Raw genomic sequence first — 13,073 nt, 5'->3', positions numbered from 1 at the left:
CTTCTTGTTTTTGGCAGAACGCCGGAGTTCCGGGGATATCATCGCGGGAGGCGGAGGCCCGGTGCTCAGATTTGTTGGATATGAACTCGATCCGCAGCGGTCCGAACTGCGCGGGCCCGGCGGCGAGACAATCAAGCTCAGGCCCAAGGCTTTCGATTTGCTGCAGCTGCTTGCCGCCAACCCAGGCAGGGTCATCGGCAAGCACGAGCTGATGGCGGCGGTTTGGCCGAACGTCCATGTCGGCGAAGACAGCCTGTTCCAGTGCGTTCGGGAAGTTCGCGCAGCCCTCGGCGATGACAGTCGGCAATTGATCAGAGCGGTCTCGGGCCGCGGCTATCTGTTCGAGGCCGAGGTGTCGACAGCACCGGACGCGGTCGTTCCGGAAAAGTCTCTGCAGCAGATCGTTTCTGAAGCGCGAACTGGGTCGGCAGGACGCTGGTTCGACGTCAAGATGCGCCGCCGCGCCACACTTTTGGCTGTGACCGGGCTCGGTCTGTCGGCCTTGGCGGCCGCTGCGACGCGGCTTCCCCGTTTCGTCACGGGTTCGCTTCCAACTGTCGCCGTGATCCCCATGACGGCTGCAGGCAACGATCCGCTGGCTCTGCGGATGGCGGCAAGCGTCAACCGCGACCTGACCGACGGCCTGGCGAAGATCGAGACGATCCGGGTGGTCGTTCCGCCTGGCGGCGCTGCGGGGGCGGCCGATCTTGTCGTGAGCAGCGAACTGGAGAGAACCGAAACAGCGTGGAAACTACGCGCGCGCATGACCGAACCGGCGACCGGCGCGGTCAAGTGGACCGGATCGGTGTCGATCGACCTGACCGGCACTGACGAGCAACTCCAGAAAACGCGCCTTACGGCCGGCATGGGCCACGCACTGGCGCTACGTATCAACGTGCTCTTGAACGCTGGGGAGCGCTCGGCCGACGGCTTGCCGGCGGGCAGCACCAAGGCGGCCATCGAGCAGGCAACGGCCTCGATCAACCAGACGACGCCAGAGCGCTTTCGCGCCGCGCAGGCGATGCTCGAACAAGCGCTCGCTGACGATCCGGAAAACATCGACCTGCAAGTGGCGCTCGCGGCATTTCAGCTGCGCGGGATTCAGATGGCCTGGTTTCCCTTCGCGGAGCGCGAAACGGTCGAGAACCGCGTCGGCGAGATTCTTGAGCGCGCCTTGCGCGCGCAGCCGAATTACATCCCGGTGCTCGAAATGCACTGCCGGTATCTGTCGGCGACCAACCGCTTCGTCGAAAGCCTGGTGGCCGGTGGCAAGGCACTCACCCTCGATCCATGGAACGGAACCGTGCTCTATCTCATCGGGCTTTCCCAGGTCTTCCTGGGGCGTTTTGACGAGGGCCTCGCGACGTTCGAGCAAGCCGACCGGTTCGATACGCCCCAGGTCGGCCGCTGGACATGGGCGATCGGAGCAGGCTGGGTGCACATGTTGATGGGCCGGGCCGAAGACGCGCTGCCCTGGCTTAAGCGATCGATCGCGATCACGCCGGCCAGCGGACGCACGCATTTCCTGCTGGCAGCGGCCTATCAGCAGTTGGGCCGAACCGACGAAGCCAGGGCGGCCCTGGCACAGGCCATGAAGCTGAGGCCGGGTTCGACAGCGCGCAATCTGCCACCGCCCACCAAGAATACCAGTCCGGTTTATCTCGACGCCACCGAACGCCTCGTGGCCCTGATGATCGCTGCCGGGTTGCCTGAGGATTAACCCGCGCCAGAACGGGCGGGCGGATCGTAGGGATGAACCTTGTAACCGCCCGCGATGAACGCCCGTGGCCGCGGCCGACGAAACCAGTCTTGTGAAAGTCTATTTCATGGGCGAGGTGGCAGCACTCGCTGCCGCCGGTTTTGCCATCGACAGCCTGGCGCCGGGTGTCGGCACCGCCCCTCCCCCAACTGACCCAGCCTCAGCCGCCGGCGTCAATCCAACACGGCCATCTTCAACTCTGCCTGACGGCCGAGGGAGGTCATCCACTCGGTGAACTCCGGACGGCTCTTGATCTGGCGACCATAGTGGCGGCGGAGCGCGACGGTAAGGTCGCCGCCGCGGCCGAGCTGCTCGTCGGCAAAACCGATCATCTGGGAGTTCGGCCAGGCCTGCGGCCGGATGGCCGCAAGACGGGTAAAGAGGCTCTCGCCCGTTTCGTTCGGGTTCGCCTGCGCCATCAAAGTCAGCATAGCGGCGGTCGAACGCGACACGCCCATATGGCAATGCACCAGAACGTGGCTCGACGCCTGCTTGTCCTCTCGTGCCAGGAAGTCGGTTCCGAATCGCAAGATCGCCTCGACATGGTCCGGGTGGGGCATCACCCGGTTCGGTGCCATCGCGATGATGTCATGGAAGCGCAAGGTCGTGCGGTAATGCTCAGCATAGGTGCCGAAGGCCTCCAGTTCCGGTAGCTCCGGGTCGACGATCGACAGGACATGGGTCACGTTCCGGCTGCTTTGGCCCGGTAGTTCGTCGATCCCGCAAACGGTCAACACTGGAGAAAAAGTCGTTTCCATTTCCATCGTCCTTGCATCCGGTCTATTGGGCCCCTGCCTCGCACTTACGTGCATGCAGTGCAAAAAGTACGTCGAGCATCACATACATCGGGGCGCGGCCGGTCGGCACGATGAGCGGATGGGTCGAGGCGCGGTAGGCGTTGAGGTTGGTGTTTTCATCGGCGCGTGAGGCGACGACGGAACCGCCGGGAGAGATGGCAACTATACGCGCACCGGCCTTCTTGGCAATCTCGATATTCGAAATAGGGTAGCTCGTGCGGATATCGCAAACACCGCCAAAAACTCAGAATTTGACCGGGCTGATTGTCCGAGTTGGTATCCACACCGGCCGCCAGGCCCGCTTTCAGCGTTTGTGCGTATGCTTGCGCCGGCGTGAGGGCTGCTGCACGTCCATTGTCGCGCTCTGGCCGGCAGCGGGGCGACGAGATCCGACGCACTGATGCGTCGAAAATCCCGTCGAAACTCAGTCTGTTCGTTTGCCTCATAATTTCGCGAGGCACCGCAACTAAAAGACACACACAACAACACGCACTGGTTGTCAGGCGATTGTCCGACATGAGTTGGTGTAAAGGCCGGCTACTGCTGTGCCGGAGCGGTCTTTTGAAGTTCTGCTTGAACCTTCTTGGCAATGGTCGGATCGCTCTGTGCCGCCGTCAGGATGGCCGAATACTCTTCGACCGACATAGACGGCGAAGCTTCGACGGCCTCGACCATTTTCTTGCTGCCTTCGGTCTCCAGTTCCTTCTTGGCCGCGGCGTCCGACGTTGCTTCTATCTTTGTGGAGTATTCCTGCCTCACCTTATCGACCTGAAGGTAGGCAACAGCAAAGGCCTCGATCTTTTGATCGCTGATGGCGGGCATAGCGCCGTTGTTGTCGACCTGCCCCTGCGATGGCTGTGCATTTTGCGCCTGGGCAACTTCAAGGGCAGATGCCGGGCTGAAGAACATGAAACTGAAAAGAGCCGCCGTAAGCGATGCAACGGGTGTGTGACGAGTGATCATATTCATTCCTCGATGGTGTGCATGACGTGATCGACAGCGGCGCTGCCTTTCAATCGCCCCTCACGTCGGCCGGATGCCGAACGCTGGGGTGACGATGAAACGCCGGAAAGGGCTCGGTGCGGCGCAACCGGGGCAATTTGCTGACCATTGAACGGCAGCTTTATGGCTCGCCGAACGGCGCCGCCTCGTCGGCCCCGAAAGGAACGAGCGGTGGAACAGCCGAAGGTGACATCAAAGCAACCGAGGGATCGCGGTCATCGGCAGAGGGAGCGGCATGCGCTCCGCGCGCTTATACGACAGGCCCCTGCCCGGCCATGTCGGAGACCGGGTAGTGTCGATGTTATCGTCCCGCGACGGGTTGAGGCTTTAGGCGACGCCAAGCCCGAGTTTCAGGTCGACGCCGCGCACGGACTTGAGCTCGAAACCGCGGTTGGGTAAGCCCCTTGTCCATCCGGTCCAAAGTCGCCGCCGAGGCCCGCAGATACCAGCGATACGGCCGAGAAGGTGCGGTCGCAACTACCTTCAACCGAGCGGGAGGCCCATCAATTGCGCATAGGCGACGGGGCTGGCGTATTCGCTGGCCCGATCGATGTTCTCCAGCGGCAGTGGACCTATTTCAGCTGGTCTACGCTTCGCCTCACGCGGCCGCGAGCGACTCACGCGACGCGCCCTTCGTGCGGACCAGCGTCCGAGCGACGATGTCGTGGTTGAGCCAAAGTACAGGACCTGACGGCTCCGAACTCTCACCGAAGATCAGCTGCCCGACGGCCTCTACGACCAGCCGGCTCAAGAGATCGGAGATCAGCGCCTTGCCGTCCTTATGCATCGCGGTGATCTCGCCGGACGTGCCGATCGCCAGGTCGGATTGGCCAGGACTGTTGGGCATCGGCCAGGCCGAAAAGTCGTAGAAGGGCCGCATCACGTCGCTGGTCTGCATATCGGCAATCTTCTGAAGGACGTCTTCGACCGTATATTCCTCCGCCAGAAGATCCCGGCACGCCTGCCACTGTCCTTCGACCCAGTCACCGCCGCCCTCTTTCTTCAGGGCGAGCAGCAGCGGAATGAGCGGCAGCTCGATGCCGGCAAAGACGTCGGATGAATTGGTGCGGATTTCGGGGCAGTTGTAAACCGTCGCCTTGATGCCCGAGGCCCAGGCTTCCTGCGCAACCCGCTCGAGACGCATCTTGGCGTAGCCTTGCGTGTAGTTCGTATAGGTCTGCCACCGATACTCACCCGAGACGAGGATGCCTGTCCCGTGGTATCCGAAGGCCGAATAGCGAACCTGACCGCCGGACGCCTCGACGCGCGCGCGAATCCCGGCGCTCAGATCAATCAGATGACGAAACGTATTGGCCGAAACTTCGTCGAAGTTCTGGAGGATGAGCTTGCCCAAATCACTGTCGAGCAGCGTCTGGGACGACATGTGGCGGGCGCCACGGCCCTTGTAGATGCGATTGGCAATGACCATGAACACCTTGGCCTTGGGGATGCCACCGGCCATGGTGTGGGCAAAGTAGACGTTCCTGCCATCCGAGATCATGCCATCGAGGATGCGCATGACCTTAGACAGGGACGTCCTGAACCGCTCGACGCCGACTTCCCGGCATCTTTCGATGTGTGCCCAATCAAGCTTGTCGTCTTCCCAGCTTTCGAGCGTCATTTTCGCGAGAAGATCGGTTGGCGTGGGTGTACCCGCCGGTGCGTCAAGGTCGAAGCCGGCCATCAGCGGCACGTTGATGATCTTGCCGCCGATCCGGGCCTCCGCCGCGGCGAGTTCCTCATCATTGAGCGGCCGCAGTGTGTTGTTTTCGTCTCGCCGGCCGACGGTGATCCCCACAATCTCCATTCCGGCGTTCCTGGCCTGATCGACGAGATGCGTGGCGTAACCGCGATCAAAAAGCTCGCCGAACAGAACGAAGACGTCACCTTTGCGGAAGACGTTTGTCCGTGGGAACTGCGTCAAAGCGATCGGACTTTTCATGTTGCCGGTTCTCTCGAAGCTGGGTCGCATGGCAACCGTAAAATACTGTGAGATAAACCACTGCCTTGATCCGCAGATAATAGGAAGTGACATTCAGTGTCGTTGCAACTCAAACCGTGAGCGGACGAAAGCGCCCGGACACGTGTAACTGAGAGCAATCGCTCCCGCGTCGAGCCGCGCCGACGCCTTAGTTCCCAAAGCTGAAATCGATTCCCGGCGAAGCCACGGCCGACCTTCGCCCGTAGCGCAGCACCGTGTCGATCTCGGGCCGTCACTTTAAGGCTGCCTTAAGGTGGCGACCGGATCGAACGAACGACGATGCAAGACGAGGACGCAAGAACGATGCGGAAAGCAAGCCTGCTGGCACTGGTTTGGGTTTTGATTGCGGCAATCCTGCCGGCCCGGGCGCTCGAAGCACCCCTGCCGATGGATGAGGCCTTCGTGCCTGCAATCGCCAGGCAAGACGACGGCCGGCTGACGATCACATGGTCGATCGCCGACGGCTACTATCTCTACAGAGACTTCCTGGCAGCGGAAGATGACGGCAACCGACCGGTCACCCTGCAAAGCAAGCCGGGCACGGTCAAGGACGACCCGGGCTTCGGCACAACCGAGGTCTATTACCAGAAGGCTTCGGCCTGGATCGCCAACGCGCCCCAGACCATCCGCCTTACCTATCAGGGTTGCCAGGATGGCGGGCTGTGCTATCCGCCGACGACGCGGACGATCGATACCATTGCAATGACCATCAGCAAGCCAGACAGCGGTTTTGCGTTTGCGCCGGCCAAGGACGCACGCCCGGTGGAAAGGCCGGACACAGGGTTTTCGATCGCGGCTGACAACGGCGAAACGGCAGTCGACCGGCTCATGAGCGGGGGCGGCCATGCGCTGCTTTTTGCCGGCTTCCTCGGCTTCGGCCTGCTGCTCGCCTTCACGCCCTGCGTCTTCCCGATGTATCCGATCGTCGCGGCCATGCTCACGCGCGAGGGAGAGGCGCTGACGGCCGGACGCGGTTTCGTGCTCGCATCCGCCTACGTGCTGGCGCTCGCATCCGCCTTCGGGCTCCTTGGCATCGCGGCCGCGTGGTCGGGGCAGAATCTGCAGATTGTGCTGCAATCGCCCGTCGCGATCGGCGCGGTCGCCGCACTCTTCGTCCTGCTGGCGCTCTCCAGCTTCGGACTTTTCCACATTCAGCTTCCGGCAGCGATCGGCAACCGCCTGAAGTGCGGCAGGCAGCAAGGCGGCTCGGTCGGCGCCGCCGCCGTGCTCGGCCTATCCTCCGCCTTCCTCATCGGCCCCTGCGTAACTGCACCGCTTGCGGGTGCCCTCCTCTACATTGCCCGGACCGGTGACATTGCAGTCGGCGCACTCGCCCTCTTCGCCCTTGGCCTTGGCAAGGGCATCCCGCTGATCATCATGGCGACGATCGGCGGCAAGGCGCTGCCGCGCGCCGGCGAGTGGATGGAACGTGTTCGGCACGTCTTCGGTTTCGCCTTCCTGGGAACCGCGGTGTGGCTTGCGACGCCGCTGGTGCCGGAGCGGTTCCTCCTCCTGCCCTGGGCCGTGCTGACCCTCGCCTTCGGCGTCTACGCGGGTGCTTTCGACGGGCTGCGGCCCACACGCGGTTATGGCGTGCTGGCGCGCGTGACCGCCGTCGTCTCCCTGCTTTGGGGCAGTCTCCTGTTGGTGGGCTTCGGCCTGGGCGCCAACGATCCGCTCACCCCGCTCGGCCCGCTCAAGGGGGCGGTGGGCGTTGGCCGGACAGCCGCCATCCAGAAGTCGGATTTCACCAAGGTCAGCTCGATCGTCGCACTCTCCAGCTTCCTCGACACCGCAGCTGCCGACAACCAACCCACCCTCGTCTATGTCACCGCGGACTGGTGCGTCACCTGCCGCACGATCGAGCGATCCGTTCTGACGGCGCCCGATGTCGCTGCCGGCCTCGACGGGGTCCGGCTCGCAAGCCTCGACGTCAGCACCCTCGATGCGGAGAATGGAGCACTGATGCGTTCGCTTGCCGTCGTCGGCCCGCCGACCATGATCTTCTTCGATCGCAGCACGGACGAGGCGCCCGGCACGCGCCTCGTCGGCGAAATCACGCCCGCCTCGCTTGCGGACGCGGCAACGCTCGTGAAAGGCGACGCGCGATGAATGCGGTCGCCATAGGTCCCTTCGCCTTTTCTGCCGATCGCTTTTCGGTGATCGCCGGCCTGATCGTCTTCATGATGGTCGGCTCCCTCCTTGCCGCCCGCATCGACAACCGGCTTGGCACCTTCACGACGGCCGCGACGCTTCTCGGCGTTGCCGGCGCGCGGGCCGGGCATGTGATTGCCCATGCCGAGAGCTTCCTGCAGGAGCCGTTGCGTGTCCTCGCCATCTGGCAGGGCGGCTTTTCCCCGACGGGCGGCCTCATCGGCGTTTTCTTCGCCGCCGTTATGCTCTGGCGAAACGCTCCGAAAGCCGCCCCCTGGGCGATCTTGCCGCTCGCGGTCGGTCTCTTCGTCTGGGTCGTCGTTACCACTCTCACCGATAGTGGCGCTGCACCCCGCGCCCCGGAAACCTCCTATGCCGTTCTCTCAACGGACGAGACCCTTGCCATCGCAAACCGCAGGGGCCGCCCGGCAGTTCTCAATCTCTGGGCGAGCTGGTGTCCGCCCTGCCGTCGGGAAATGCCGATGATGGCGGAGATGGCCGGAAGCAATCCAGAGGTCGACTTTTTCTTCGCCAACCAGGGCGAAAGCCGCGAGGTGATAACCGCCTATCTCAGCCAAACCGGCATCGACCTGGAAACCATCCTTCTCGACCCCTTTTCGGACCTGTCCCGCCACTACGGCGCAATCGGCCTGCCCGCCACGCTTTTCATCAACCCGGACGGCACGCTCGCCGCCACCCATCTCGGCGAAATCTCCCGAGAGACGATCGCCGAGCGACTCGCCGACTTTTCATCCGAGGACAGGAAACGGACGGAATGACAGCTCCGGTCCTTTCGGCTTGCGCCGCTTGCCTGCGCAACATGATCCCTGCCGTCCGCATTATCGGCTCGCATGCCCAAGTCTTCGGCCCCAATCCATCCGCACAAGGAGAAATCTGATGCTCACCCGTAGAACCGTTCTGACGACGACGGTCGCCACCGCTGCCGCAGTGCTTGTCGGAGGACGACCATCCTTCGCCCAGCAGTTGACCAAGGAGGAGGTGTTCTTCGACAAGGACGCGCCCGTTCTCGGCAATCCCAAGGGCGATGTCACTGTCGTCGAATTCTTCGACTATCAGTGCCCCTACTGCAAGAAAGTGCATCCCACAGTCGAGAAGGTGGTCAAGGCCGACGGCAATGTGCGGCTCGTGCTGAAGGACTGGCCGATCCTGGGCGATGCCTCCGTCTTCGCCGCGCAGGCGGTGCTCGGAGCCGCCCAGATCGGCAAGTATCAGCCGGCGATGGAGGCGCTGATGAAAACCAAGGCGAGGCTCTCGCACGACGACATCGAGAAAGCACTGGCCGGGGCGGGTCTTTCGATGAAAGAGTTGACCGCAGCCGTGAACACCCACAATGCCAAGATTTCCGGACTGCTCGACCGCAATTACAGTCAGGCACTCGCCTTCAATTTCGCCGGGACGCCGGCTTTTGTCATCGGTTCGGCGATCGTTCCAGGCGTTCTGGATGAAGAAGGACTGAAGAACGCCATAGCCAAGGCCCGCGGCTGACGCACGAACGCCGGCGTCGTTTTCCAGGACGAAGGCCGATTGACGCCGAGGTGAAGATGCCGATAGAACGATCCATCGAATTTGCTCGCTAGCTTTGGTTATTGCGCGATTGGCGCCGCGCTCTGAACGAACCTTCCTTTCAAAATCGCTATCGGGCTCTTCGTCTCGCGCGGGCGCTCTCAATATTGTTCGGGAAGGGCTCGTCATGATCACCGGCACCGTTAAATGCCTCCGATAAGGGCTTGGCAACCTGACAAGGGCGGCGCCGACGCGTCTGCCCTATTTCTGCCGGCGACCGCGCCGACAGGAGCGATTTCTTCGAAGGCAGAAAGATGGCTTCGAAATTGAGCGGGATGTCGGCTCAAAATTCTCGGGCTGTGTAGCAATGGCCCAAGGTGATCATGTCACACCATCAACCAGGAAGATGCCTTGAAGAATACCAGAGTCAGCCAGCTCTCCGACCCCCGCGCGGCAGCAACCACCGATCGTGAAAAAGCCTGGCTGAAGATCCTATCCGCCTATCGACAGCCGCATCCTGGCCGCAGCACGTTCGAACTGGCGGTGACCATTGTGCCATTTGTCCTGCTGTGGGCGGCGGCGTGGGCCTCCTTGCACTTCGGTTACTGGCTCGGCATGGTCCTTGTCGTCCCTGCGGCGGGCTTTCTCCTGCGCTTGTTCATGCTGCAACATGACTGCGGCCATGGCTCCTTCTTCGGCCGGCGCCGCCTGGATGACTGGACCGGCCGGGTGATCGGCGTGCTGACACTGACACCCTATGACTACTGGCGCCGCGCTCACGCCGAACACCACGCCTCGGCAGGCAACCTCGACGAGCGGGGCGTTGGTGACATTAGGACACTTACTGTTGCCGAATACGAAGCGCTCACGCGCAGAGGGCGGCTCGTATACCGCCTGTACCGGCACCCTCTCGTTATGTTCGGCATCGGTCCCGCCTGGCTCTTTCTGTTCAAGCAGCGGTTGCCGTTCGGAATGATGCGCTCCGGCGCCCTGCCATGGATCTCCACCATGGCAACGAATGCCGCCATTGCCGCACTCGCCGGTCTTCTTGTTTGGGCAGTTGGTGCCGGGCCGTTCCTGCTGATCCATTTGCCGATTGTGCTTCTTGCTGGGGCGGCAGGTGTTTGGTTGTTCTATGTTCAGCACCAGTTCGAAGACACTCACTGGTCGAGGCCTCCGGAATGGACATTCCAGTACGCAGCCCTGCATGGCGCCTCGCACTACGATCTGCCGCGCCCGCTACGCTGGATCACCGGCAATATCGGCATGCACCATGTGCACCACCTATCGAGCCGCGTTCCCTTCTATAGACTTCCTGAGGTTCTGCGCGATTATCCTGAACTGGGAGATTTGGGCCGCATCACCATCAGGCAGAGCCTGGGCTTGGTGAAGCTCGTCCTTTGGGACGAGGGCTCGCACCGACTGCTATCATTTAGAGAAGCAGACGCCCGTCAAACTGCAGCAAGGTTAGCTTTGCCGGTGCCAGCGTGACAGCGCTGATTACCGCTCTGCGCAGCGGAGGAACCGCAGCACGCGGGTGACCATAGGCGGGTTCCCGGCTTCGGAGCTGCAGGGCGACGGAGCGGTTTTTTTGAAGGGACGCCGATCTTTGATCGGCGTCCCGGCGCTCATCATCCGACAATTTTTGCCAGCACGCTGACGCAGTCACCGGCCTTCACGAGGCCGGGGAAATGCCGGGCCGTGAGGATGCCGTCCATTTTCGCATTGACATCCAGCGGTCGAACGCCGGTGCGGCCAGTGGGATAGATCCGGGCGACTGCTTCTCCGTTCTTCACCTCGTCGCCGAGGTCGAAAAGCGGTTCGATCAGGCCGGCGTCTTCGGCGAAGGAGAAGCAGTTGCCATCGGGCATGTCGAGCCAGGTGGTTCTCGCGTTTTCGACGGCACCTCTGAGGATTCCGGCCGCCCGCAGCACGTTCTTAACGCCACTCTTGGCAATGGCAGCGCTTTTCGCGGTCGCGGTACCGCCACCCCCGAGCTCGGTGGTAATGAATATCTTCCCCATCTCTTCGGCGGCCGTGTCGTACATCCCAACCGCATCGATCTCCAGCATCTTCATCGACCACGGGGCGCCGAACGCGCTGACGAGCTCGAAGGCTCTGCCCTCCTGCACCTTGTCGGGCAGAATGTGTGCCGCGCAGAAGGGTAGGAAATCGAGCGTCTTTCCGCCCGAATGGAAATCGAGCACGAAATCGGCGAGCGGCAGCAGCGTACGCCGGAAATAGTCGGCGATCTTCTCAGTGACCGTGCCGTCCGGAGCCCCCGGAAAGCTGCGGTTCATGTTGCCCTTGTCGATCGGCGAGGTGCGGCTGCCGGCCAAAAAGGCCGGATAGTTCATCGCCGGCACGATGATGACACGGCCGGCCACGTCCTCTGCCTTCAGCGTGCTGGCGAGATCGAAGAGCGCGATCGGTCCCTCATATTCGTCGCCGTGGTTGCCGCCGGTGAGAAGGGCCGTCGGGCCCTCCCCGTTCTTCACCACCGTCATCGGAATCATTACCGAGCCCCAGGCCGAATCGTCGCGGCTGTAGGGCAGACGCAGGAAACCGTGCTGAACGCCATCTGTCGAAAAATCGACCGTAGAACTGATCGGCGAAGGACGAAGGTTGAGCTCCCGCATGGCTCAATCCTTCACGAGCAGCTTGCGCGGCACATTGGCAAGGCACTCGACGCCGGTCCCGGTGATCAAGATGCTTTCGGTCGTCTCAAAACCCATGTCTTCGAGCCAGAGCCCCGTCATGAAGTGGAAAGTCATGCCGGGTTTGAGCTCACTGCGGTCACCGGGACGCAGGCTCATCGTGCGTTCGCCCCAGTCCGGCGGATAGGAAACGCCGATGCCGTAGCCCGTGCGGTTGTCCTTCACGATGCCGTATTTCTTGAGCACGGCGAAGAAGGCGTTGGCGATGTCCTGGCAGGTATTGCCGGGACGTGCTTTTTCGAGCCCTGCCTCCATGCCTTCCAGCGTCGCCTTCTCGGCATCGAGGAAAGCCTGTGTCGGCTTGCCGAGGAAGACAGTGCGCGAGAGCGGCACATGGTAGCGGTGGTAGCAGCCGGCAATCTCGAAGAACGTGCCTTCGCCTGATTTCATCGGCCGGTCGTCCCACGTCAGGTGCGGCGCGGAAGCCTCCACGCCCGAGGGCAACAGCGGCACGATCGCCGGATAGTCGCCGCCGATGCCGTCGACGCCACGGGTGCCGGCATCGTAGATTTCCGCAACCAGATCGCATTTGCGCATGCCGACCTCGATCTTGTCGAAGATACGCTCATGCATCTTTTCGACGATCCTCGCGGCCTTGCGCATGTAGCCGATTTCCGCCTCGCTCTTGACGGCGCGCTGCCAGTTGACGAGGGCGGTCGCATCGACGAAACGGGCATTAGGCAGGTGCTTCACGAGCGAGGCGAAGGCGGCCGCGGAGAACCAGTAATTGTCCATCTCCACCCCGATCGTCAGCTTGTCGAGGCCGCGTTCGGCAAGCTTGGCCGAGAGGTAATCCATCGGGTGCCGCTCGGTGGACTGCACATAGTGGTCCGGATAGCCGATGATGTTCTCGTGTTTGAGGTAGGCGGTGAATTTGGCGCCGTTGGCATCCTGGCCGCGTCCATACCAGATCGGTTCTCCCGCCGGCGGCACGACGACGCATTGGTGCACGTAGAAAGACCAGCCGTCATAGCCGGTCAGCCAGTTCATGTTCGACGGATCGCTGACGATCAGCACGTCGATGCCCTTGGCTTCCATCGCTTTTCGCGTTTTTTGAAGACGCGTTTCATACTCCGGAAGTGAGAACTTCAGGTTCGCTTGTTTCATCGGTTTTTCCTCTATGCCCGGCGTAAAGCCGG

At 62.3% G+C, this 13,073-nt stretch carries 10 protein-coding genes and 2 pseudogenes; 6 read left to right on the top strand and 6 right to left on the bottom strand.

Translation table 11 applies throughout. The features are described 5' to 3' along the window. Positions 1-61: 61 nt before the first annotated feature. A pseudogene (locus XB14_RS33640) lies at positions 62-283 on the top strand (winged helix-turn-helix domain-containing protein); the annotation flags it as partial. A 168-nt stretch (positions 284-451) separates the two neighbouring features. Further along, the gene (locus tag XB14_RS26715) at positions 452-1,720 is read left to right on the top strand and encodes a tetratricopeptide repeat protein (RefSeq protein ID WP_234804192.1); all 1,269 of its coding nucleotides are present in this window, start codon (positions 452-454) and stop codon (positions 1,718-1,720) included. 212 nt (positions 1,721-1,932) lie between these two features. Here the strand turns inward: XB14_RS26715 and XB14_RS26710 are convergent, their stop codons facing one another. The 4 genes and pseudogenes from XB14_RS26710 to XB14_RS26695 all read right to left on the bottom strand — a co-directional run bounded on the left by XB14_RS26710 (position 1,933) and on the right by XB14_RS26695 (position 5,500). After that, positions 1,933-2,517 carry a tyrosine phosphatase family protein gene (locus tag XB14_RS26710; protein ID WP_077966199.1) on the bottom strand — a complete coding sequence of 195 codons (585 nt, stop codon included), beginning with the start codon at positions 2,515-2,517 and terminating at the stop codon, positions 1,933-1,935. Positions 2,518-3,093: 576 nt separating this feature from the next. After that, positions 3,094-3,519, bottom strand: a complete 426-nt coding sequence (locus XB14_RS26700; protein ID WP_077966197.1) for a DUF4168 domain-containing protein — start codon at positions 3,517-3,519, stop codon at positions 3,094-3,096. Positions 3,520-3,750: 231 nt separating this feature from the next. Continuing rightward, a pseudogene (locus XB14_RS33875) lies at positions 3,751-4,055 on the bottom strand (transcriptional regulator); the annotation flags it as partial. Positions 4,056-4,156: 101 nt separating this feature from the next. Further along, the gene (locus XB14_RS26695; RefSeq protein WP_077966195.1) at positions 4,157-5,500 is read right to left on the bottom strand and encodes an enoyl ACP reductase FabMG family protein; all 1,344 of its coding nucleotides are present in this window, start codon (positions 5,498-5,500) and stop codon (positions 4,157-4,159) included. Positions 5,501-5,842: 342 nt separating this feature from the next. Between XB14_RS26695 and dsbD the strand changes: the two genes are divergently transcribed. The 4 genes from dsbD to XB14_RS26675 all read left to right on the top strand — a co-directional run bounded on the left by dsbD (position 5,843) and on the right by XB14_RS26675 (position 10,708). Further along, entirely contained in the window at positions 5,843-7,651 is a 1,809-nt protein-coding gene (gene dsbD, locus XB14_RS26690) for a protein-disulfide reductase DsbD (RefSeq protein ID WP_077966193.1), read from the top strand. Then, on the top strand, positions 7,648-8,472 hold the full coding sequence (locus XB14_RS26685; protein ID WP_077966189.1) for a TlpA disulfide reductase family protein: 825 nt from the start codon (positions 7,648-7,650) through the stop codon (positions 8,470-8,472). The genes dsbD and XB14_RS26685 overlap by 4 nt, the downstream gene beginning before the upstream one ends. A 118-nt stretch (positions 8,473-8,590) precedes the next feature. Beyond that, positions 8,591-9,199 (top strand): DsbA family protein, encoded by a 609-nt coding sequence (locus XB14_RS26680; RefSeq protein WP_077966187.1) that lies wholly within the window; start codon positions 8,591-8,593, stop codon positions 9,197-9,199. A gap of 429 nt (positions 9,200-9,628) precedes the next feature. Continuing rightward, complete coding sequence (locus XB14_RS26675; RefSeq protein WP_077966185.1) at positions 9,629-10,708, top strand: fatty acid desaturase; 1,080 nt, start codon at positions 9,629-9,631, stop codon at positions 10,706-10,708. A 140-nt stretch (positions 10,709-10,848) separates the two neighbouring features. Here XB14_RS26675 and doeB read toward each other — a convergent pair whose 3' ends face one another. After that, the gene (doeB, locus tag XB14_RS26670; protein WP_077966183.1) at positions 10,849-11,856 is read right to left on the bottom strand and encodes a N(2)-acetyl-L-2,4-diaminobutanoate deacetylase DoeB; all 1,008 of its coding nucleotides are present in this window, start codon (positions 11,854-11,856) and stop codon (positions 10,849-10,851) included. A 3-nt stretch (positions 11,857-11,859) separates the two neighbouring features. Continuing rightward, positions 11,860-13,041, bottom strand: a complete 1,182-nt coding sequence (gene doeA, locus XB14_RS26665) for an ectoine hydrolase DoeA (protein ID WP_077966181.1) — start codon at positions 13,039-13,041, stop codon at positions 11,860-11,862. Positions 13,042-13,073 lie beyond the last annotated feature (32 nt).

This window comes from Ensifer adhaerens (genome assembly GCF_002007205.1).
GTDB classification, from domain to species: Bacteria; Pseudomonadota; Alphaproteobacteria; order Rhizobiales; family Rhizobiaceae; genus Ensifer; species Ensifer adhaerens_D.
Note: the sequence above shows the minus strand (reverse complement) of the source record. Positions and strands in the feature narration are given on the sequence as shown.